Origin of the sequence: Pseudidiomarina donghaiensis (assembly GCF_900116895.1) — a bacterium.
In the GTDB taxonomy this organism is placed as follows: domain Bacteria; phylum Pseudomonadota; class Gammaproteobacteria; order Enterobacterales; family Alteromonadaceae; genus Pseudidiomarina; species Pseudidiomarina donghaiensis.
Map to the genome: position 1 here is coordinate 583,455 of NZ_FPCF01000001.1, position 22,096 is coordinate 605,550.

Below are 22,096 nucleotides of genomic sequence, written 5' to 3' on the forward strand. Positions count from 1 at the left end.
TCCTGCAGGTGCTCAATACATAACAACACGAACAAGGATTGGGGAAGCCTCATGAAAAAACTCTTGCTTGTAACTGCCATCGGTAGTGCACTCAGCCTCGTCGGCTGTGGTAGCGGCGATGATGCGCCAGAGTCGGTAAAAACCGAATATCAAGTGGCCGCAACACGGGTTGTATTTGACCCTTCAAACGGTCAAGTTCCAGCACCATCGAACATTTTATTAAGTGGCTCTGTTGACGGTACGTTAAACATTCCTGTGGCTGACCCAACCGACGGCGGCAATCCACAGGTAGCCATTAATGGTCTTGACGGATGGGGCACGCACTCAACGTTAACCTTTAACTTCTCGTTGCCAGTAGACGCAAATGGCGAACAAGTGACTGTTTCTGCTGCTTCGTTGGAAGCGCCAGGTTCAATTCGCGTGTTTGAAACCATTATGGGTGGCAACGTTGCTGCTGGTCCTCAGTGTGAAGCTGCACCAAGCCCAGCGGTAACTTGTGCGGTCGCTGCTGAATTAACTTTCGGCGTCGACTTCATTGTCAAAGCAACCGGCCCAAGTGGTGTTGCTATTGTTCCGTTAAAGCCATTCAAGCCGGCAACAGGTTACTTGGTAGCCTTAACCGACAACATTGAAGATTCACTTGGCCGAAGCGTCAAGCCGTCACAAACCTATGGTTTGATGAAGCGCCCGGTGTCTACTGATCCAGTATCAGCTGACCCAGCAGCCCAGTCTTTGCAAGGTCTGATCAATAGCCATGAAGCTGCATTGGCAACGTTTGGTGTTGATGTTGAAGGCGTTATTTACGCTTCAAGCTTTACCACGCAATCAACTGGCGATGCGTTGCACATGGTCAAAACTACTATGGCAGCGAAGTTCTCTGCCATGGCGCAAATGGGTATGACCCCTTCGCCTTCGTTGGGTGCAATGCCTATGGGTTACACAGCGGCGCAAGCGTTAGTGCAAGCTGGCGCGTTACCAAATGATCCGATGAACCCAGCTTACGCGGTGGCAAATACTGCCGACGTGTGGGGCGGTCAAGTCACATTGCCTTACTACTCACCGTTGCCGACAGCTGAAAACCCAACTGCGCCGTTAGAAGGCCGTTGGGTGGCTAAGTGTGATAGCGGTGTGTCGGTATTAGGCGCAATTCAAGCGGGCGCTATTGACCCAATGAATACACCGTCAATTGACCCGTCATGGTTATCTGGTGGCTCAGCTACCTTTGTTCCAGCATGGGTACAAGCTTGTGCGCAAGCAAGCACGCCTGAAGCGATTGCCGCAATGGACTTCCCAGGTGTTGACGAAGAACGTCATGTTACTCGTTACAACCCAGTTCCAGCAGTGCAAGGCGAGCAAACAGTTAACGCAGTCATCACTGTGCCTAACTTAGCTACAGTTAACGCGGTACGTGCCAGCATGGGTATGGACCCAATTGCAGCTCCAGCCAACGGTTGGCCGGTGACGATTTTCCAACACGGTATTACTGCGTACAAAGAAACCTCGTTAGCCTTAGCCGGTATGATGGCGCTAAACGGTGTTGCGACTGTATCTATTGACCATCCGCTGCACGGTGAGCGTGGTTTTGGTGGTATTAACGCAACCGCAGGCCAAGGCCCAGCAACGGCGTATATGAACCTAGGTAGCTTATTGACGACGCGTGATAACTTGCGTCAATCAATTACTGACTTATTAGGTTTACGTTTAAGCTTAAATGCAACCAACCTACCGGTTGATGCGACACGTGTGTACTTCACTGGCCATTCTTTGGGGGCTATTTCTGGTACTACGTTAAGTGCTGTTGCTAACGCACCAACCCCAACGTTACCGCCAGAAGGCAACGCGTTGTTCAAGGTGAGTGGTAGCTCGTTAATGGCTCCAGGCGGCAGTATTGCAAACTTCTTGTTAGAATCGGGTAGTTTTGGTCCGGTCATTAAGAGTCAACTGTTGTACTCGCAAAGTCCTGACTTTGCAGCCGCAGCAAATGCTGCTGCACAAGCTGCTGGTGTGGCACCAACAGCCCCTGCGTTCCAAGGTTTGCTGATTAATGTTTACAATCAGTTCTGGGCCAGCTTAAGTACGGCTGAGCAAGCTGCAATTAACAGCGTATTTGAGCAGTTCGCATTTGCAGCGCAAACCGTTGTGGATTCGGCTGACCCAATCAACTATGCCACGACTGCGGCAGCAACGACGCCAATTCACTTAATTGAAGTGGTAGGTAATGGCGGCGCTAACTTGCCTGACCAAGTTATTCCGAATACTGTTGCGAACAAGCCTCTTGCTGGTACTGAGCCGTTAATCTCAGCACTTGGTTTGCAAGGTATCAGCAGTACCTTTGCATCCGCTGACGGTACACCAGTTTCTGGTGCAGTACGCTTCACCGCTGGTAGCCATAGTTCATTGGTTGACCCGTCTGCATCGCCTGCGGCAACGCAAGAAATGCAAACACAAGCTGCGTTCTGGTTTAGCAGCGGAACAACGGTTATTCCAGTGCAAGATCCAACGGTCGTTAAACAGTAATTAGTTAACGCAAAGTTCGACTAAAAAGGCCGCTTGTCGGCCTTTTTTTATGGCATGCTGATAAGAATTCGTTTTTAGGGAGATAAGCATATGTGGGAAGTAGGCCAAGATTTATTGGTGTTTGTGCTCAAGGCAGCAATTATTGTGTTTGCAGTAATGCTGATCGTTGGCGTGGTGGCACAGGCAGCACAGCGGCAAAAAAGTCGGAAGGGTGAGCTGGTGGTTGATCGGTTGTCCGATGATCTGCGCGACGGTGTACACCGTTTAAAGCTTGATTTGCTTGATAAGAAACATCGAAAAAAAGCACAGAAAGAACTCAAGAAAAAACAAAAAACTGAAGAAAAAGCAGAAACACGTAAACGGTTATTTGTGATTGATTTCAAAGGTAGCATGGACGCTCATGAAGTTGACTCGCTGCGCCGTGAAGTGAATGCCGTTGTCGCGGTTGCAGAGCCTGGTGAACAGGTGCTGGTGCGTTTAGAAAGCCCCGGTGGCGTCGTGCATGGTTACGGCCTTGGTGCGTCGCAATTGCAACGACTTCGCGATGCCCAGCTAGAGCTGATTGTCAGCGTAGATAAAGTTGCCGCCAGCGGAGGCTACATGATGGCCGCGGTAGCAAACCATATTCAGGCGGCACCTTTTGCCATTATTGGTTCTATTGGCGTGCTGGCGCAAATACCTAACTTTCATCGTTGGTTAAAAAAACATGATGTCGATTTTGAACAGGTTACAGCGGGTGAGTACAAACGCACGTTAACTATGTTTGGTGAAAACACCGACGAGGGGCGGCGCAAATTTAAGCAAGACATGGAAAATATTCACGAGCAGTTTAAAGCCCATATTCAACAGTTTCGCCCTGATCTTGATTTGGACAAAGTAGCGACCGGCGAATATTGGACCGCGCAAGAGGCATTGCAATATGGCTTGGTTGACTCGTTAACCACCAGCGATGCATGGCTGTTGGAGCGCCGTGAAAGCCATGACATGTTCTTGGTGCGCTATGTGGTGAAAAAGAATATTGGTGAGCGTGTAGGGCGTAATGTGAGCGCAGCGTTGGCAGCGGTGAAGAACTTTTTGGGGCGAGCTGAATCTTAATAATTATATAGGTTATTTTTTGCGAATATTTGGAGTGGGCCATGAGCGATGAATTTGAGTTGTTTCGCCGCGAAATGACGGGGGTGACGCCGTTGGCTGGGAATGATGTAGTCGACATTCGTACAGCCTTCACCCCAACCCTGGCGCAACAAGAACGCCGTAAAGCTGCTGAACAGCAATTAGAAGAAGATATCAACTTTTTGTCGACTGAATATGTTGAGTTGGTAGAGCCATTAGACACCTTGAGTTTTGCGCGCGATGGGGTACAGCATGGTGTGTTTAAGCGCTTGCGCCTAGGGCACTATCCACTAGAAGCCAGTTTAAATTTACACCATCACAGTTTACGCCAAGCGCGTACGGCGCTATTTGATTTTATTCAAGACTGCCATAAATCGGGCGTTCGTTCGGGGCTGATTATTCATGGCCAAGGTAAGCATTCAAAGCCGCACCCAGCGTTAATTAAAAGCTACGTGAATAAATGGCTACGCGAATTGGCGCCGGTGATGGCGTTTCACAGCGCTCAACGCCAGCACGGTGGCAGCGGAGCCCTGTACGTTATGTTGCGTAAAAACCCTGAACAAAAACAACTCAACCGCGAACGCCACCAGAAACGGTAGCCCGGCGTTTTACGCCGGGACGAGCGCAGCGAGGTTATACCCGCCGACCAAGGTAACGTTCAACGTTTTACGCCGGGACGAGCGCAGCGAGGTTATACCCGCAGACTAAGGTAACGTTCAACGTTTTACGCCGGGACGAGCGCAGCGAGGTTATTACATAATAAAGCCGTTAAAAGAAAGCTTAGCCATTGCAGTTATCAGCAGCCTGCTGCTACTGCAATCCTTACCGTTAGGCGCGCAAGAGCAAACCCACTCAGAGCGCTTAGGGCAAATATTGCAACAACGCGCGGATAGCCATTTGGCCGCTGATTTTAATTATCGCCAACTTGAGATAATTACCTTACTTGGCGAATTACGCGCTGCCGATGTACGTTTGAGCACCCGAGTTGTGGAGCTTGATCAGGGGTTAAACCAAGTGCTGCGAGCTGACTCTATTGTGGTAAAGGGCGACTGGCTGAGCGCCGCTAAAAATAATTTGGTGGTTGACGAAGTGATTGCCAAAGACGCACAGCTAACGGTGGCTTATTACGGTAAGGGGCAATCGAATTTGCATGCGTTGTATGACGCTGCCGTGGCGAAGAAGTCATTTCAGCGCGCATCAAGCCCGTTAATTTGGCAAGTGAAGAAATCACGTTTGGAAAACGTCGTGCTTAATTTATTTGACCAAGGCGAGCCAATTCTAAGCGTACGTCTTGCTAACCTAGAATTACCAGAAATGCATGCTGACGACACAGCCAATGATTATATTTCGCGGATATTGTGGCCGGTGCTTGAGCAGGTTATTACTCAGGCCATGTTCGGCAACTCCGATGCCGTTGTCGACATCGGCCGCCTCACACAGTTTATCAAGCGCGAGCTGTAGCCCGGCGTTGTACGCCGGGTGGCGCGAAGCGCCGTTATTGCCGAACGCGAAGCGCTGTTATTGCCCAACATCGCCATTGAATTGAAGATTGACCGTGGCGTTGCCACGTCCCGGCGTGAAACGCCGGGCTACAAATTACGTTCTTTCAGGTCGGCTTTGGCGTCGTTAAAGACTTCTTCGTCGAGGCCGCCTTCGCTTTTCGCGACAATAACTGACACCATCGCATCGCCAGTCACGTTAACCGCGGTACGCGTCATGTCGAGTAAGCGGTCAACGCCAATAATTAAGCCAATACCTTCTACCGGTAGGCCAACTTGCCCCAACACCATGGCGAGCATGATCATGCCAACGCCAGGCACACCGGCAGTACCCACCGATGCCAAGGTTGCGGTTAGTACCACCATCAAGTAATCAGCAATGGTTAGGTCAACCAAATACACTTGTGCAATAAATACCGTAGCCACGCCCTGCATAATGGCCGTGCCGTCCATATTAATGGTAGCGCCAAGTGGTACCGTGAACGAGCCTACACTATTGCTCACACCTAAACGTTTGGTGACGGTTTCAAGGGTAACCGGCATGGTGGCATTTGAACTTGCCGTACTGAAACCAAAAATTTGAACCTCGCGCATTTTGCGCAAGAAAATTAAAGGGTTCATGCCGGATAAACCTTTGAGAAGAATAGGGTAGGTAACCAACGCATGCACAATGAGTACAAACAGCACTAACAAGAAATATTTGCCTAAACTAAAAATGGTCTCGAACGAAGTTTCCGCAAACAGCTTCGCCATGAGTGCAAACACCCCATAAGGGGCAATGTTCATGAGAATAATAACCAGCTTCATGATCACTTCATTGAAGTCATCAAAAATGGTTTTAATACGCTCACCAGGTTTGCCTACAAGCGCCATGGCAATACCAAACAACAGCGCAAACACAATAATTTGCAGCATATTGCCGTTGGCAAACGCGTTGAATGGATTGGTCGGGAACAAGTCAATAATTACTTGTGCCAACGAAGGCGCCTGTGTGGGCTCGTAAGTCGCATCGGTAGCAAGTTCAATGCCGGTGCCCGGTTGAACCAACACACCCATACCAATAGCAAAGGTAATCGCGATAGCTGTTGTAATAAGGTACAAACCAACTGACTTTCCGCCTAAACGCCCAAGTTTACTTGGGTCGCTGAGTGAGCAGGTACCCACCACAAGCGAAACGAAAACCAATGGTACAACTAACATTTGTAATGACGAGATAAATATCTGGCCAACGACAAAGAACAGGCCTTTAGTTAGATAGCCTTCGACAATAGTGCTATCAGGGAACAAGGCTTTGAGTAACATGCCAACGATAATGCCGGCGACCATACCAATGACGATGCGGCTCGTTAAGCTGAGCTTCTTCTTATCAGACATAAATATTCCTTTGCGGTTTTTATGGGCACAAGCCTACCAGAATTAAAAAAAAAACAGTAGCGCCACGCGCTAGGTGGTCATGAAATTGCCTTGAATCTGTCGTCTTATTGTCATATCGCGCTTTCATACTCAGTTGCAAAAGCATCATGGAGGCCATGAAATGATTGTCGCTGAGCAGATACTGCAAACCAATTTGCCCAAGGTGCATCGTAATCGACTGTTAAAACCGTCAGCAACATGGCTGCTCAAAGGGCTATTGTGTGAGCGCGAAATAAATCGGTTTGCACAGACATATCCGAACTTGCAAGGGCTGGAGTTTGTTGAGCACGTGCTCGACTTTTTTAAATTTAGCTTTAGCGCACGAGATAGTGAACTAGACAACATACCCACGGATGGCAGGCTCATAGTGGTGGCTAACCATCCCATAGGATCACTTGACGGATTAGCCCTTCTGAAGCTTCTTTGCAGTGTGCGTGATGATGTAAAAATTCTTGCAAATGACATGCTGCAGGCCGTTCCGCCTCTATCGGACCTAATGATACCGGTGCCCGTGTTTAACCGAAAGGTACCTAAAGCGGGTCGTAATGAGGCGATGAAATTACTCTACCAGCATTTGGATAACGACGGTGTCTTAATCGTGTTCCCAGCCGGTGAAGTTTCGCGACTTCGGCCACAGGGGGTCAGAGATAATTATTGGCATACTGGCTTTTTAAAAATGGCACGACGCGCCAAAGCGCCAGTTCTACCTATACACATAGCTGCACAGAACTCCGCATGGTTTTATGGTGCTTCAATGGTTTACAAACCCTTAGCGACGCTTTTGTTGGTGCAAGAAATGTTTCGTCAGCAGCATCGGCATATAAAGTTGCGCATTGGTGAGGTTGTGCCGAGTAAAGCTATCAGCGCATCTTCGTTAGCCTTGCCAGATTTAGCAAAGTTATTTCGCCGTGATGTTTACCGTTTAGGCGCGAATAAAGCCAGTGCATTTAAAACCTACAAACCTATTGCTCGAGCTGAATCACGAAAGCTACTAAAAAGTGAAGTTGAAAGTAGTGAGTTATTAGGACAAACAGCCGACGGAAAGTTTATTTATTTGCACCGTTATCAAGGAAATTCAGCAGTGTTGCGAGAAATTGGTCGCTTACGTGAAATCGCTTTTCGGGCAGTCGACGAGGGGACGGGTAAGCGTCGCGATCTTGATAACTACGATACTTGGTATACCCAACTGGTGTTGTGGGACGCGCATGCTTTAGAAATAGCCGGCGCGTATCGACTTGGTTGTGCCAAGTCAATTGTTGAGCAGCAAGGATTAGAAGGGCTATATAGCCATTCATTATTTGCCTATCATCCTGAGCGAATACGCCCTTATATTGCCCAAGGGCTTGAGCTAGGCCGCAGTTTTGTGCAACCCAAATATTGGGGCAAGCGCAGCTTGGATTACCTCTGGCAGGGCATTGGTGCATTTTTAGTGACACACCCACAATACCGCTACTTATTTGGTCCTGTCACTATGAGTGCCAGCTTACCGCTGGTGGCGCAAGATGCGCTGGTGCAATTTTTTAGCGAGCAATTTCCCGATGTCGATCAATTAGCCGAGTCACGCACACCATTTGTGGCACAGTCTCGGCCATTACCCAGCAAGTCGGCTTGTTACCTAGACGATCTAAACCATTTGAAGCACTTTTTGGCCCACCAAGGCGCCAGTATTCCAACGCTGTACAAACAGTATGCCGATTTATGTGAAGTGGGCGGTGTACGGTTTTTAGGGTTTAACGTTGATGCTGACTTCGCGAATGCAGTTGATGGCTTGGTGTTGGTTGATATTGAGCGGCTTAAACCGCAAAAACGGGCACGTTATATAAAAAAGCCGGCTAGCTGATATGCTCAGCTGCCGGCCTATTTTCGAGCTCTTTGTTACATATATTCAGGGCCGAAGCCGTTGGTCCAAATAATGGCCGAGGTAACCATTAAAATGACCATGAGAATAAGCCCTGCAGTGACCACTGAAGATGAGTACAAAAAACCGCGCTCTTCAGGAATGTGCATTAAAATGGGTACGCCTGAGTAAAGTAGGTAAACCGAATAAGCGATACCCGCCAAAAACGCCATCGTCACAAACCATAATTCTGGGTACAATGCTGCTACACCAGACATAATCGCCGGAGTAGCAGTGTAAGCAGCTAATTCAAGCGACTGCGTGAAGGTTGGCGTGGCGCCGAAGGTTTTGGCCATCCAGTGAATTAAATAAGCCAGAGCAAAAGTTGCGCCAATAATGCCTGCATACATGGCAACAGCCATGGTCATTGCACTTTGCTCGGTTAAAAAAGTTGCTTCACGCGCGCCAATACTCCAGCCTAAGTGGGCCGAAGCGTAATAAGCCGCCGCGCAAGGTAATAATGCAATAATGAGAATATGACTTAGCGCAAAGGTCATACTTTCATGTCGTTGGTCAATGGACTTCCATTCATCAACCGGGTGAGCATATAGGCCCCAAATGTGATTTAAAATCATGACATACCTCAACTTCTGTTGTTGTTCTGGTGTTTTGTTTATTGTCATTGACGCTTTTTTATGCGCCTTAACAACAATAATGGTCGGATTTTCAACAGAGTCAAGGTAATTTTGTCGAATAACCCTAATTTTTGTGTGTAATATTTTTATCATGGTTTAGGAGCAACATGTGCAGCAGTTATTAGCGCCTATACGTCAGTTTTTACAGTGTGAAACCCCACAGCAATGGCTACAAGAAGCGGTAAAACCCGAGAACTTGCGGTATTTACTCATTGATCATTTGGTGTGTGAGTTAAAAGCAGCGCAGTCGGCCATGCTTCTTATTCGGCGCTATGCGGTAGACGAAGCCAGTGGCGATGCGCTGCTCGCTTGGTTAAAGCCCTACGAAGATTTTACCTACCGTAAAGAAGGCGACTGGCGTGCCTTGGCCAATCATGAGCGATTAACCAAAGCGATGTTGCCCAAGCGTGATGCCCCATACAGTGCCGAGCTGATTGATAAAATGGTGCTGTTGATCAAAGAAGAGCTGCATCATTTTTTTCAGGTGCTTGAAATAATGCACGAGCTAAACATTGAGTACGACAATATAACGTCTAGCCGTTATGCGCGGGGTATGTTACGCCATGTGCGAACCCACGAGCCGGCAACCTTAGTAGATAAACTTATTTGTGGTGCGTACATTGAAGCGCGTTCGTGTGAGCGGTTTGCCGCGTTAGCGCCGCACGTTGATGATCGACTCGCTAAATTTTATATCAGTTTGCTGCGCTCAGAAGCGCGTCATTTTGAAGACTACCTAACGCTTGCGCAGCAGTTTGGTGGTGCGGTTAACAACAGTGAAATAAATGAGCGGGTGAAGTTTTTTGGTGAAGTTGAAGCGCAATTAATTAGCTCGCCAGACTCAGAGTTTCGCTTCCACAGTGGTTGTCCCGTTCGGGCTGTCGCTAGCGAAAGTTAACTCGCGCTTATTTGCGGTGACTTTCAAGTAACTGCTTTGGCTGTACCAATCACCAAGTACAATACGCTCGGCCAGTTTACCGTTGGGTAAGCGATGTTGATGCACTGCTGGGCGGTGTGTATGCCCATGAATAAGGTATTGCACGTCATGGCTGACAAATGTCTCACGCACCGCATGCTCGTTCACATCCATAATGCGCAGTTGCTGTTCGGTGAGGGGCTTTTGCGTTTTGCTTGATGCCCGCAGCTTGTTGGCAATGCCCATGCGCCACGACAACGGCAACGCCAACAGTAGCTTTTGCAGCGGTCGCCAACGAATTACTTTGCGGAATCGTTGATAGCTTTTGTCATCGGTACACAGCGTATCGCCATGCAGTAGTAGGGTTTGCTTACCGTACAAATCAACCATGCTGGGTTCGGGTAAAACTTTTACCCCGGTTAGCTGACTAAACTGCTGACCAACTAAAAAGTCGCGATTGCCGGCCATAAAATAAACCGGCACACCGCTGGCGGTAAGAGTGCGCAGCGCGTGTTGCATGCGCTGCACAAACTCACTGGTGTCATCATCGCCAATCCAAGCGTCAAATAAGTCGCCTAATATATATAAGGCGTCTGCGCCGCTGGCTTGGTTTTGCAAAAAACCTTCAAACAGCGCGGTAATATCTGGCCGCGCTGGGCTTAAATGCAAGTCTGAGATGAACCAAGTAGCCATTTTTCGACACTACTTATTCGGCGATAGTCGCGCTTTTAATAACCACATCGTCTACTGGAACGTCTTGGTGGAAACCAGCGTGCGAGGTGCGAACGGCTTCAATAGCGCGAACTACGTCCATACCTTCAACCACTTCACCAAATACACAGTAACCCCAGCCACCCATGCTTTCGTTTTTGAAGTTCAAAAAGTCATTGTCAGCTACGTTAATAAAGAATTGAGCGGTCGCTGAGTGAGGGTCTTGGGTACGGGCCATAGCGATAGTACCGACGGTGTTTTTCACACCGTTGTTGGCTTCGTTATCAACCGGAGAGTGTGTTGGTTTTTGCACCATTTCCGTGTTAAAGCCACCACCTTGAACCATGAAGCCACGAATAACACGATGAAATAACGTGTTGTCATAAAAACCTTCACGCACATACGTTAAAAAGTTTTCTACGGTTTTAGGGGCTTTATCAGCGAATAACTCAAGAGTAATGTCGCCATGATTAGTATGTAGGGTAACCTGCATCGATTTTGCTCCACGTTTTACAGATAGTTTTATCAGATATTATTTGTCGCGTAGTTTAGCATTGTTTGTGGCGAGGCGGCACCTTGCGTTATCATGTTCATCTTATTTTTACTGCCACTTTATTCGTAGCCGCCATGCAGTTAGACAGGAGCACCCGTGCATGTTGAAAGTTTTTAATACGTTAACCCGCCAAAAAGAAGCGTTTAAGCCAATTACGCCAGGTGAAGTAAAATTATACGTGTGTGGGGTAACGATTTATGACTACTGTCACATTGGGCATGCTCGCACCTACGTAGCCTTCGATGTTGTGGTGCGTTATTTACGAGAGCGCGGTTATAACGTCAAATATGTGCGAAATATTACCGACGTTGATGACAAAATCATTCGCCGCGCGGCAGAAAACAACGAAGCCATTGATGCAGTAACCAAACGTTTTACGCAAGCAATGCACGATGATTTTGATGCGTTGAATTTGTTGCGCCCCGATGTAGAGCCAACAGTTACTGGGCATATGGGCGATATTATTGCCATGATTGAAACACTGATTGCCAACGGCAACGCCTACATCGCCAATGACGGTGATGTGCTGTTTGATGTCAGTACGTTTGATAATTATGGCAAGCTAAGCCGCCAAAACTTAGAACAACTGCAAGCTGGCGCTCGTGTAGAAGTCACTGATAACAAGCAAGACCCACTCGATTTTGTGTTGTGGAAACAAGCTAAAGCCGGTGAGCCAAGTTGGCCGTCACCGTGGGGCGATGGCCGCCCAGGTTGGCACATTGAATGTTCAGCCATGAACAAGCGCCATTTGGGTGATAATTTTGATATTCATGGTGGTGGCTCGGATTTAATTTTCCCGCACCACGAGAACGAAGTTGCGCAAAGCTGCTGCGCCAACCAAAGTAACTATGTGAATTACTGGATGCACAGCGGCATGGTGCAAGTAGACGAAGTGAAAATGTCCAAGTCATTGGGTAATTTCTTCACTATTCGTGACGTGTTGGCGCAGTACGACGCGGAAACTGTGCGATATTTCTTGTTGTCGAGCCACTATCGCTCGCAATTGAACTATTCTAAAGAAAATCTAGACCAAGCACGTGCAGGTTTAGAGCGTTTGTACACAGCATTGCGCGATGCGCCAATGGGTGACGACAATAGCGAGCGCAATATCGCACAAACCGAAAGCTTCGCGACGCGCTTCAATGCGGCCATGGATGACGACTTTAACGTACCCGAAGCCATGTCCGTATTATTTGAGTTAGCGCGCGAAGTCAATCGTGCCGTTGCTGCTGAACCCGAAAAAGCCGCCGCATTTGCCGCTGAACTAAAGCACTTAGGTAGCGTGCTTGGCTTTTTGCAGCAAGCCCCAGAGCAGTATTTACAAGGTGGCGCCGGCGACGACGAAGAGGTGGCAAAAATTGAAGCATTGATCACTGAGCGTAACGATGCGCGCGCCGCCAAAGACTGGGCACGGGCTGACGCCGCTCGCGATGCGTTAAAAGCAATGAATATTGAATTAGAAGACAGTGCAACCGGCACCAAGTGGCGCCGCATCTAAATTAAAAACCGTTGTTCGTGCGCGCTTCGCGCTGTTCGTTATTCGTACGCTTCGCTATTCGAACAGCGAAGCGCACCAACAGCGAAGCGCACGAATAACGAATAACGAATAACGAAGTTAAAGAGGTACTTATGGCTTTTCCAACAGTAAGCGTATTTGACAGTTATGCCGCTACCGCTAGTGGCGATTTCGATGCCGTGATTTTATTAGGCGACTTTGAAAGTGAAATTCCGGACGATTTTAGTGACTATGTGGCGCAAGCGCAGCAAATGGATGCGCGCGTGGGTAAACAAGCATTATTAGTGCCGGCAGATGTTGCGGGAGGGCGTTTAATTGTGGCTCCAACAGGGCCGCTAGCACCAGATTACAACGATGTACGTTGCGTGGCTGAAGCCGCGGGCGCAGCAGCGCGTATTGCACAGCAAGCGGGCGTCAGCAAACCATTATTGATTGTTTTTGGTGTGCCACATGAGGCGCGTTACGGGCAAGCCGAAGCCGTTGCTTATTGGGGTGTTTGCCAGGCCTTGTATGAGCCGCTAGAAGCGCGTGAGCATCATGGCGAAGAACAGCTCGAAACAGTCACTGAAATTGGCATTGTCGGTGCACTTGACGAACAATGGCTGCAAGCCGTTGAAGCGGGTAAGCGTGTCGCGCGCGACCTAGCAGGTACAGAGCCTGAGCGTATGGCACCGCCGCGTTTTGCTGAGTATTGCCAACAAGCGTTTGCGCATACGCCAGTACGGGTAACGGTGATTGACGACGTGCAACAGTTGCAACACGAATACCCATTGCTAATGGCAGTGGCGCGGGCGTCGTTAGGTGTTGAGCGCCATCACCCGTGTGTGGTGCGTTTGGAATACAAAGCACCTGCCGCTGAGCAAACTTTAATGTTTGCTGGCAAAGGTATTGTGTATGACACCGGCGGCGCTGATGTTAAAACCGGTGGCCATATGGCGGGTATGAGCCGTGACAAGGGCGGCGCTGCAGGTGTAGCCGGTTTTGTGAAGACGGTTGCAGAAATGCGCCCTGAAACGGTCAGTGTTGTGGCTGAGCTGGGCGTGGTGCGCAACAGTATTGGCGCCGATGCGTTTGTTGCTGACGAAATTATTACTGGCCATAGCGGCGTGCGCGTGCGCATTGGTAACACCGATGCCGAAGGCCGTTTAGTGTTAGCTGATTTGCTCTCACATTTGCGCGCAGAAGCGCATGACTACCCGAATCCGCAATTATTCAGTGTAGCCACGCTTACGGGCCATGCCGCCTTGGCTAAAGGGCCTTACACGGCGCTGATCCCGAATGGCCCAGCACGCGTAGAAGAATTGTCCGAAAAATTGTGGGAAGCCGGCGAAGTTTACGGCGACCCAACTGAAATTTCTTGGTCGCGTCGAGAAGACTATCATTTTGTTCGTGCGCGTACCAAAGCGGACGATACGCTATCAAGTAACAATGGGCCGTCGGCAACAACTGCGCGTGGGCATCAGTTCCCAGCCGCGTTTTTAGCAATTGCTTCTGGCTTAGATAAACATGGCAATGACAGTCAACAGCCACTACCTTATGTGCATGTCGATATTGCCGGTAGCGGTGTTGAAGGTGGTGATTGGCAGCATGGTAAGCCAACCGCGGCACCAGTGACTTGTTTTGCGGGTTGTTACCTTCATCAATAAGGTTCACCAGTAGGAGATACTCAATGCGTGGTTTGAAATTTGGTTTAATCAGTTTACTTTTCTGTTTCGGCATGGCCAGTGCTCATGCGCAAGCCAACATGGATGACGTGGAAATTAAAGCCACGCAACTAAGTGATCGTGTGTACATGCTTACCGGCATGGGCGGCAATATTGGCGTGTATGTCGGTGAAGACGGTGTAGTGATGGTCGATGCGCAGTATAAAGGGCTTGCTGATAAAATTATGGCAGCTATAGCTGAGCTTTCTGATCAACCTATCAAAAGCCTGATCAATACCCATTTTCATGGTGACCACACGGGCAATAATGCCCCTTTCGCACGCAAAGGCGTACGTGTGATTGCCCATGAAAATGTGAAAACGCGTTTAGCCGCAAATGAGAAGTTTGATCAAGACGGCTTGCCGACGGTGACATTCGATAACCGTTTGGAAGTGGCAAGTGGTGCTGCAAGTTTGAAGCTGCAGCATTACCCTGAGGGCCATACCGACGGTGACGTAGTTGTTTGGTTTCCAAACGCCAATGTGATTCATGCCGGTGACTTATTCTTTGTCGACCGTTTTCCGTTTATTGATTTGAACGCAGGCGGTAACGTGCAAGGCTATATTGATAATGTGCGTGCCGTTATTGATAGTATTGATGGTGAGACTCAGATCATTCCTGGCCACGGCACGCTTTCAAAGCGTTCAGATTGGCTACGGTTAGTACACATGATTGAAGCCACACGCGAAGAAGTTATGACTATGAAAGAGCAGGGTCTAACCGAAGACCAAGCGGTAGAACAAGGCTTAAGTGCTCAGTGGAAAGACTGGTCATGGAGCTTTATCAACGAAGAGCGCTGGATTCGCACACTCTACTGATAGTTATTTATTGACTGAACGCGAAAATAGAAACACCGGCTTTAAGCCGGTGTTTCTATAGGTAATGCATCTAATTCGGCTTTGGTTTTGCCGTGGGCTTGTGGGGTGCGAGTTTCTGGATCAATGTGTACAAAGACAATGTCGTCGGCCACGCAGATATTTTGTTTGGTTTGTTTGTTACGTACCACACAGGTAACGGTAACTGAGGTTTTACCGACCTTTTTGACACCTAAGCCAAACTCCACCACATCGCCTTGGTAGGCTGATGTTTCAAAGCTAATGGCGCCAATGTGCTTTGTAACTAAGCTTTTGGCGTCTAGTTGGCAAGCGGCAAAAATGTACGCTTCTTCGTCTATCCATTCAAGAATACGGCCACCAAACAGTGAGCCCGCAAAATTTAGGTCATTCGGCATAACTAAGCGGCGAGATAAAAAGCGCATGTCGATTCACTCCGTGTGCAAGATTTGTGCGCTTAGTATAACCGATTAGCGCCACTTACTGTAAGTGGCGCTTGAAAAAGTCGGCGATCATTCGATAGCGGTGAATACTTGCTTCGCGGCCACGTATTCCGTGCGCTTTGCCCGGATAGGCCATCATCTCGAACGGTAACATCGATTGTTGCAATCGGTGCGTAAGGCGGGCCGTGTGGGTGTACAACACGTTGTCATCAGCCATACCATGATATATCAACAAGGGGCGTTCTAACTGGTCAGCATAGGTAAGCACGTCTGCCTGTCGATAGCCTTCGGGGTTATCTTGTGGGGTGCCCATGTACCGCTCAGTGTAATGAGTATCGTACAACGCCCAGTCAGTTACCGGCGCGCCGGCAACGCTAGCGCTATATAATTCTGGTGCGCGCAGTATCATATGCAACGCCATATAGCCGCCGTAGCTGTGGCCAAATACACCGATTCTGTTGGCGTTAACATAAGGCTGTTTGGCAAGCCACTGTGTGCCAAGCTTTTGGTCGGCAAGTTCAAGTTGAGCAAGCTCACGATAAATACCGGCCTCAAATTGACGGCCACGGTTGCCAGTACCACGGTTATCAAGTTTAAACACCACATAACCTTGTTGAACTAAATACTGCGTAAAATAATCGCCCCAGCTGTTGGTTACACGTTGCGCACGCGGGCCGCCATAAACCATGACAATGGCTGGGTGGCTTTGGTTGTCAGCAATTTGCTTGGGTTTATTGACTTGATAATACAAACGTTGGCCGTCGGCTGCGGTTAAATGGCCAAATTCTGGGTAGCTCCAGGTGGCCAAAAACGGTGCAATGGGATGATTTTGATCAAGCCGGTTTTCGTGTAACCATGCATTGCGTTGGCCGGTTGGGCCATGCAGACTAACCTGTGGTGGTTGGCGCGCACTTGAGAAATAGTCAATATAACTGCGGCCGTCGGCAGCAAAGTGCACAGTGTGCATACCCTCGCGAGTGCTGAGTTGGCTTGGCTGACCAGGGCTGCTGGTGGTCAAATTGGCACGGTACAAATGGCGTTCAATGGGTGACGCTTTGCGCCCGGTAAAATAAATGACACCGGTAATTTCATCAACATGACTAAGCTCATCCACCATCCAATCACCGCTAGTTAGCTGGCGAATTAAGCTGCCGTCGGTGCGATACAAGTATAAGTGCTTATAGCCACTGCGCTCAGAAGCCCAAATAAAATGACGGCTGTCATTCATAAAGTGCAGATCATCATGAAGGTTTATCCAGGTTGAGCTGCTTTCTTCAAGTACAGTTTTAGCGGTTGTCGATGTCAGCTCATGAATAAACAAGGTGAGCTTGTTTTGTGGGCGGTTTTGCCATTGGTAGGCAACGCCTTGGCTGTTTGGTAGCCAGTTGACGCGGGTTAAATAGCCATCACCTAAGCGCGCTAAGTTCAGCCATTGTATAACGGGCGAAGCCTGCTCATCGGCGTTAGCGTCAGCCTCGCCGTTAGTTGGCTGAGGCAACGCCAAAATGCCGAGCTCTACCGCTGCATTATTGGTGCCAGACATTGGGTAACGCTGTTCAACGAGTTCGGTACGGTCTGCATACACATCAACGCGTTGTTTTATGTCGACAGGGCTTAAATTAACCCGAGTGAGTGCTATATGGTTTTCATTTGGGCTCCACCAGTAGCCCGTCATACGCTTCATTTCTTCTTGGGCCACAAATTCGGCGGTAGCGAATTGCTCGGTAGAATTTTGCCGCTGCGTTAACTGCGTCGTCGTAGCTGTTTTTAAATCAACTACATATAAATTGTAGTCATGCACATAGCTGACAAAATTGCCTTGCGGTGAAAATCGACTGTCGGTCGCAAAAACATTGTCATCGGTTAACTGAGTGACTTCGGCACTGGCAATATCGAACAAAAATAATTGACCGTTTAGCGGAAATAGTAATTTTTCGCTGGTCGGTGACCACTGATAATTCACGATGCCGCTGGCCGCTATGCGCAGACGCTCTCGACGTGCTTTTTCTTCGGCCGAGAGTTGGCTGGTGTTTGGCATTAAATCATTTGCGGCAACAAGACGCTGATGGCTATTTTCGCGTACGTTATATAACCATAAGTCCTGAACGTTTGGTTGGGTTTCTGAGCCGGCAAGGTAACTCACGTGAAGGCCACTTGGCGCGAACTGGATGGCTTGCGGCGCGGCGGTAGTTAAATTGGGGGCAGAAAAAATTCGCTCAATCGTCAGCTGCTCGTTTGCGGCTGACGCTGGTGTTGACGATTGCGCATGCGTTGCTGTGGTTGCTGCAAGCAGCAAAACCATGGCAAAAACTAACTTCGTAAAACGCATAAACGTATGCCTATATAAAAAAATATGCTGTCAGTTTATCAAAGCTGACAGCATACCTTGTTATAGTGCGGCAAACGGTGCGCTCAATGCGCTAGAATTCACCACGAAAGCCAATACTGAAGTTACGACCACGCATTGGTGCGTCGTCTTTTAAGAATGAGCTGTGTACAAACGCTAATTCATCAGTGAGGTTTTCGGCTTTTAAGTACACGCTGGCGTTCATTGCGCTTAACGCAGCAGGGAACCAATTTAACTGTGCGTTCACCAAACCAAAGCCGTCGGTGACGGTTTCGTTGGTTGCGACACGGGTTTGGCTATTATGCCAGGTGTAGCCCAGTTTCGATTCCCAGTTGTTGCCTAAGTAGCGTAATTCAGTACCAATTCGCTGGGCGGGAATGCGCGGCAGCGCTTCACCAGAGTCTCGGGTTTGGGCGCGTACGTAGTCACTAAAGCCGTGTAATTGCCAGTGGTCGTTAAAGCTGTAATAACCACTAAGCTCGTAACCGTAAAGCTTTACATCTTGCTGCACATAAGACACCACGGCTAAACCGTCGTCATGGTTATGCGCTTCATCGCCGTGATCATCGTGCTCTAAATCGGCACTGTTTACACCGGTATAGCTCGCGAAGATATAATCGTTCACACGGTTGTAAAAAACGGTCCAGTCCATATGAAATTTGTCGGTATCAATGTGCAACCCGAAGTCGAGGTTATTCGACTTTTCCAGTTGTACTGATGTTTCCCGAGGTTCAACGTGGTAAGCGTGTTCGTCTTCTTGGTGCAACGCATAGGCTAAACCAAGTTCATAGGTGCGCGTCGCTAAGTGGGCGCCGTTTGCTAGCAGTTCATTGGCCGAGGGCGCGCGTTGCGCATGACTATAGTTGGCCGACAATTGCATGCCTGCTACCACTGGGTAAGTAAAACCAATTGAGGCCGATACTGGAGAATAGTGTTCGTCGTTAATCGCTACGTCATCAACACGCGCACCTAATTGCCAAGTCAAGTCGTGAATATCGCGCTCAAGCAACCAAAATACGCCATGTTTGTCGGTTGTCGATGCCGGGGTGTAGGCTTCTTCACCAAATGCATTTTGATCTTGGGTCAGGTAATGATAACCAACTGCGCCAAGCCAACCGCCAATGGGTACGTGGGTTAATTCCACGCGAAGCTCGTGCTGGCGATTGGTAAACGTGGTACTCGGGTTCGCGTCTTCTATTTCTTGGTGTTGATAATCTGTGAAACCATAGCGCAGGCTTGCTTTTTCAATACCCGATATCGGTTGATTCCACGCCCCTTGCACTTGAATACGGTTTTGCCACATGTCGGCATACGGGCCTGCTTCTTCAGTATGTTGCTCATTGGCATGCTCGCCGTCGTGCCCATCTTCGTGCCCGTGTTCGTCTTCATGACCGTGCGCATGACCAGGAATGCCATATTGTTGCTCTAAACGGCCGTACGCGACGCCCAAATAACCTTGGTCAAATAAGTAACTGACCCCAATGTTGGCACCTTGCGCATCAATAAAGCTGTTCTCAATTTGGCCTGTGGTTTCACCTTCGTCATTGGTAAACGTTGGCACGTCATAGTTATCGCTACGGCGCTTAAAGGCATCGAAATGCCACACAGTATTTTTGTGATCAGCACTAAATCCAAGTGAGCCTTCGCGTGAATTGCTGGCCGTGTTAAAGGCGGTGTTGAAGAAGCCGCGATGACCGCCAACGGGTTCATGAGCAATGCGGTTATCAACAACGTTGACCACGCCGCCAATGGCGCCAGAGCCATACAGTAGGGTGGCTGGGCCGCGAAAAATCTCAATTTGTTCAGCAACTGAAGTTTCGGTGGCAATGGCGTGGTCAGGTGAACCACGCGATACGTCACCACTGTCAAGACCGTTCTGCAAAATTTTCACTCGCGGGCCATCAAGACCGCGCACGATAGGACTGCTAGCAACGCCCGCAAAGTGGGTCATATTAATACCCGGTTCATGCGCAAGGGTCTCGCCTAATGTATGGGCTTGTTGTTCGCGCAGCTCATCGCCGGCAATAACAGTAATGGGTTGTGAAGACTCTAATGCGGTGCGCTCTAATGGGCTAGCGGTCACTTTAATGATTTCGGTGTCTTGATGGGTGTGCTCTTGCATTTGTTCATCGGCGTGCGCTACTGACACGCTGACAAAACTTGTTACCAATAATGCCAAAGGCTTTTTACGAAACTGCGATACCATAACGATGAATCTCCGCAACTAAATTAAGCGCTTATGTAATGTTATAATATAACAATAGCGTAATTTATTATGGCTCGCAACGGGTGAGTTCAGTAAACTGGTTCGGAATTTTTAATTTTTTGACAAATGTGGATGTTAACTATGCGATTTTCTTCAGTTTTTGGCGTTCTTGTGCTTACTTTAAGCCTTTCGGCTTGCGGTGAAAGCAATTCGCAACACACGCAAAATCAAGTGAGCGCAAGCGCAAGTGCCTTGCAGGCGCACCTTGAGTTTTTAGCCAGTGACGACCTTGAAGGTCGTGATACTGGTAGCCGCGGGCACGAAATTGCCGCGAAATATATTGCCGCGGAATTTAAAACCTTGGGACTGCAGCCTGCCGGCGACGACGGCACCTATTTCCAACGCATTAAGTTTCGTCGTAGCTTTTTAGAAGAAAACAGCGCGTCGTTTACGTTAAACACTGGCGACGACACTGTTGAACTTGCGTACCCTAAGCAATTTATTACTGGCCCAAGTGCGTACAGTGAGCATGACGATGTAGAAGCGCCATTGGTATTTGTTGGCTACGGTTTAGTGTCAGAAGCATTTGAGCTTGACGATTACGCCGGCCTAGATGTGGACGGTAAAATTGTGGTGATGGCAACCGGCCGTCCTGAGCATTTACCAAGCGAAGAAGGTGCCCACTTAAATAGCAGCAAAGCGAAATTTGCAGCGGAACGCGGTGCGGTCGGTATTATTACCTTGCACACTCCAGAGCGTGAAAAAGTACGCCCGTTTGAAGTAAGCATTATGTATCAGCGTGCACCAAGCGTACGCTGGTTGCAGCCGGATGGTGAGCCTAATGTATTGTTCAAAAACATGGCGGCATCAGCTTATGTGAACACCGATGCAGCCGAGCAGTTGTTCGTTAATGCGCCGGTGAAGTTGGCCGATATTTTTGCACAACTTGAAGCAGGGGAGATGCCTAAAGGTTTTGAGCTCGGTGTAAGTGCACGCTTACAACGTTCTTCGCGCCATGAGGAAATAACTAGCCCGAATGTGGCGGCAGTATTACCTGGCTCCGATGACACCTTGCAAAACGAATACGTGCTTTACACCGCGCACTCAGATCATATTGGTGTAACCAAAGATTTAAGCCAAGACGACCATATTAACAACGGTGCAATGGATAACGCTTCTGGCGTAGCCGTTATGCTAGAAACCGCCCGTATGTTTGTTGAAAGTGATGTGAAACCGAAGCGTTCAATTATGTTCTTATCGGTAACTGCGGAAGAGCGTGGCTTGCTAGGCGCAGATTATTTTGCACACCATCCAACCGTACCGTTAAGCCAAATTGTGGCCAACGTGAACTTAGATATGCCGGTATTATTGTATGATTTTGCTGACGTGATTGCGTTTGGTTCTACCCACTCAACCTTGGGTGCTTCAGTGGCTCGTGCTGCCGGTGAGTTTGGTATTGAGTTAAGCGAAGACCCAATGCCAGAGCAGGCTATTTTCACCCGTTCAGATCATTATCCGTTCGTTAAAAAAGGTGTACCTGCGGTATTCTTGATGACTGGTTTCACCTCAAAAACTGAAGGTGAAGACGGTGGTGAAGTATGGGGCAAATTCTTTGCTGAGCATTATCACCGCCCAAGTGATCAACCGGACTTACCGATTAACTACGAGGCTGGTGTAACCTTTACCAATATCAATTATCAAATTGGTGAGGAAATTGCCAACCAGGTGGAACGCCCACGCTGGTTGCCAGAAAGTTTCTTTTCTCAACTGGATTAACAATTTCGTTAACGCCAATCG

The 22,096-nt window shown here is 48.7% G+C and carries 17 protein-coding genes; 10 read left to right on the forward strand and 7 right to left on the reverse strand.

What is annotated here, in order from left to right; all coding sequences use genetic code 11:
* Positions 1-51: 51 nt before the first annotated feature.
* The 4 genes from BM334_RS02770 to BM334_RS02785 all read left to right on the forward strand — a co-directional run bounded on the left by BM334_RS02770 (position 52) and on the right by BM334_RS02785 (position 5,091).
* Positions 52-2,517 (forward strand): VolA/Pla-1 family phospholipase, encoded by a 2,466-nt coding sequence (locus BM334_RS02770; protein WP_092837584.1) that lies wholly within the window; start codon positions 52-54, stop codon positions 2,515-2,517.
* Positions 2,518-2,607: 90 nt separating this feature from the next.
* On the forward strand, positions 2,608-3,612 hold the full coding sequence (sohB, locus tag BM334_RS02775) for a protease SohB (RefSeq protein ID WP_092837587.1): 1,005 nt from the start codon (positions 2,608-2,610) through the stop codon (positions 3,610-3,612).
* Between the two features lie 41 nt (positions 3,613-3,653).
* Entirely contained in the window at positions 3,654-4,229 is a 576-nt protein-coding gene (smrA, locus tag BM334_RS02780; protein ID WP_092837590.1) for a DNA endonuclease SmrA, read from the forward strand.
* A 274-nt stretch (positions 4,230-4,503) separates the two neighbouring features.
* Positions 4,504-5,091 (forward strand): hypothetical protein, encoded by a 588-nt coding sequence (locus BM334_RS02785; protein WP_092837593.1) that lies wholly within the window; start codon positions 4,504-4,506, stop codon positions 5,089-5,091.
* A 128-nt stretch (positions 5,092-5,219) separates the two neighbouring features.
* Here the strand turns inward: BM334_RS02785 and BM334_RS02790 are convergent, their stop codons facing one another.
* Complete coding sequence (locus BM334_RS02790; protein WP_092837596.1) at positions 5,220-6,503, reverse strand: dicarboxylate/amino acid:cation symporter; 1,284 nt, start codon at positions 6,501-6,503, stop codon at positions 5,220-5,222.
* A 160-nt stretch (positions 6,504-6,663) separates the two neighbouring features.
* Here BM334_RS02790 and olsF point away from each other — a divergent pair, with 160 nt between their 5' ends.
* Complete coding sequence (gene olsF, locus BM334_RS02795; protein ID WP_092837599.1) at positions 6,664-8,382, forward strand: bifunctional ornithine lipid synthase OlsF; 1,719 nt, start codon at positions 6,664-6,666, stop codon at positions 8,380-8,382.
* 35 nt (positions 8,383-8,417) lie between these two features.
* Here olsF and BM334_RS02800 read toward each other — a convergent pair whose 3' ends face one another.
* Positions 8,418-9,014: a Yip1 family protein gene (locus tag BM334_RS02800; RefSeq protein WP_092839241.1), complete on the reverse strand. Its 597-nt coding sequence runs from the start codon at positions 9,012-9,014 to the stop codon at positions 8,418-8,420.
* Positions 9,015-9,183: 169 nt separating this feature from the next.
* Here BM334_RS02800 and miaE point away from each other — a divergent pair, with 169 nt between their 5' ends.
* Positions 9,184-9,969: a tRNA isopentenyl-2-thiomethyl-A-37 hydroxylase MiaE gene (gene miaE, locus BM334_RS02805; protein ID WP_092837602.1), complete on the forward strand. Its 786-nt coding sequence runs from the start codon at positions 9,184-9,186 to the stop codon at positions 9,967-9,969.
* Here the strand turns inward: miaE and lpxH are convergent.
* Together lpxH and BM334_RS02815 are read right to left on the reverse strand one after the other, a co-directional pair.
* The gene (gene lpxH / locus BM334_RS02810; RefSeq protein WP_092837605.1) at positions 9,913-10,680 is read right to left on the reverse strand and encodes a UDP-2,3-diacylglucosamine diphosphatase; all 768 of its coding nucleotides are present in this window, start codon (positions 10,678-10,680) and stop codon (positions 9,913-9,915) included. The two genes, miaE and lpxH, sit on opposite strands and share 57 nt — an antisense overlap.
* 13 nt (positions 10,681-10,693) lie before the next feature.
* A complete protein-coding gene (locus BM334_RS02815) occupies positions 10,694-11,191 on the reverse strand; it encodes a peptidylprolyl isomerase (RefSeq protein ID WP_092837608.1) in 498 nt (165 codons plus the stop codon).
* Positions 11,192-11,351: 160 nt separating this feature from the next.
* On the opposite strand from BM334_RS02815, the gene cysS reads away from it, so the two are divergent.
* The 3 genes from cysS to BM334_RS02830 all read left to right on the forward strand — a co-directional run bounded on the left by cysS (position 11,352) and on the right by BM334_RS02830 (position 15,288).
* Positions 11,352-12,749: a cysteine--tRNA ligase gene (gene cysS, locus BM334_RS02820; RefSeq protein ID WP_092837611.1), complete on the forward strand. Its 1,398-nt coding sequence runs from the start codon at positions 11,352-11,354 to the stop codon at positions 12,747-12,749.
* A gap of 131 nt (positions 12,750-12,880) precedes the next feature.
* Positions 12,881-14,413, forward strand: coding sequence for a M17 family metallopeptidase (locus tag BM334_RS02825; protein ID WP_092837614.1), 1,533 nt, complete (start codon positions 12,881-12,883; stop codon positions 14,411-14,413).
* 23 nt (positions 14,414-14,436) lie between these two features.
* The gene (locus tag BM334_RS02830) at positions 14,437-15,288 is read left to right on the forward strand and encodes an MBL fold metallo-hydrolase (protein WP_092837617.1); all 852 of its coding nucleotides are present in this window, start codon (positions 14,437-14,439) and stop codon (positions 15,286-15,288) included.
* Positions 15,289-15,329: 41 nt separating this feature from the next.
* Here BM334_RS02830 and BM334_RS02835 read toward each other — a convergent pair whose 3' ends face one another.
* From BM334_RS02835 to BM334_RS02845, 3 genes are all read right to left on the reverse strand, one after another.
* Positions 15,330-15,728, reverse strand: a complete 399-nt coding sequence (locus BM334_RS02835; RefSeq protein ID WP_055438531.1) for an acyl-CoA thioesterase — start codon at positions 15,726-15,728, stop codon at positions 15,330-15,332.
* Positions 15,729-15,783: 55 nt separating this feature from the next.
* Positions 15,784-18,075, reverse strand: coding sequence for a S9 family peptidase (locus tag BM334_RS02840; protein WP_092837620.1), 2,292 nt, complete (start codon positions 18,073-18,075; stop codon positions 15,784-15,786).
* 91 nt (positions 18,076-18,166) lie between these two features.
* Positions 18,167-20,299 (reverse strand): TonB-dependent receptor, encoded by a 2,133-nt coding sequence (locus BM334_RS02845; RefSeq protein WP_092837623.1) that lies wholly within the window; start codon positions 20,297-20,299, stop codon positions 18,167-18,169.
* Positions 20,300-20,440: 141 nt separating this feature from the next.
* Between BM334_RS02845 and BM334_RS02850 the strand changes: the two genes are divergently transcribed.
* A complete protein-coding gene (locus BM334_RS02850; RefSeq protein WP_092839244.1) occupies positions 20,441-22,075 on the forward strand; it encodes a M28 family metallopeptidase in 1,635 nt (544 codons plus the stop codon).
* The last annotated feature ends 21 nt before the right edge of the window (positions 22,076-22,096 follow it).

Excerpts from the sequence above, each read along its gene's own strand:
- BM334_RS02770 (WP_092837584.1), top strand. The coding sequence starts at position 52 with ATGAAAAAACTCTTGCTTGTAACTGCCATCGGTAGTGCACTCAGCCTC.
- sohB (WP_092837587.1), top strand. The coding sequence starts at position 2,608 with ATGTGGGAAGTAGGCCAAGATTTATTGGTGTTTGTGCTCAAGGCAGCA.
- smrA (WP_092837590.1), top strand. The coding sequence starts at position 3,654 with ATGAGCGATGAATTTGAGTTGTTTCGCCGCGAAATGACGGGGGTGACG.
- BM334_RS02790 (WP_092837596.1), bottom strand. The coding sequence starts at position 6,503 with ATGTCTGATAAGAAGAAGCTCAGCTTAACGAGCCGCATCGTCATTGGT.
- olsF (WP_092837599.1), top strand. The coding sequence starts at position 6,664 with ATGATTGTCGCTGAGCAGATACTGCAAACCAATTTGCCCAAGGTGCAT.
- BM334_RS02800 (WP_092839241.1), bottom strand. The coding sequence starts at position 9,014 with ATGATTTTAAATCACATTTGGGGCCTATATGCTCACCCGGTTGATGAA.
- lpxH (WP_092837605.1), bottom strand. The coding sequence starts at position 10,680 with ATGGCTACTTGGTTCATCTCAGACTTGCATTTAAGCCCAGCGCGGCCA.
- BM334_RS02815 (WP_092837608.1), bottom strand. The coding sequence starts at position 11,191 with ATGCAGGTTACCCTACATACTAATCATGGCGACATTACTCTTGAGTTA.
- cysS (WP_092837611.1), top strand. The coding sequence starts at position 11,352 with ATGTTGAAAGTTTTTAATACGTTAACCCGCCAAAAAGAAGCGTTTAAG.
- BM334_RS02825 (WP_092837614.1), top strand. The coding sequence starts at position 12,881 with ATGGCTTTTCCAACAGTAAGCGTATTTGACAGTTATGCCGCTACCGCT.
- BM334_RS02830 (WP_092837617.1), top strand. The coding sequence starts at position 14,437 with ATGCGTGGTTTGAAATTTGGTTTAATCAGTTTACTTTTCTGTTTCGGC.
- BM334_RS02835 (WP_055438531.1), bottom strand. The coding sequence starts at position 15,728 with ATGCGCTTTTTATCTCGCCGCTTAGTTATGCCGAATGACCTAAATTTT.
- BM334_RS02840 (WP_092837620.1), bottom strand. The coding sequence starts at position 18,075 with ATGCGTTTTACGAAGTTAGTTTTTGCCATGGTTTTGCTGCTTGCAGCA.
- BM334_RS02845 (WP_092837623.1), bottom strand. The coding sequence starts at position 20,299 with ATGGTATCGCAGTTTCGTAAAAAGCCTTTGGCATTATTGGTAACAAGT.
- BM334_RS02850 (WP_092839244.1), top strand. The coding sequence starts at position 20,441 with ATGCGATTTTCTTCAGTTTTTGGCGTTCTTGTGCTTACTTTAAGCCTT.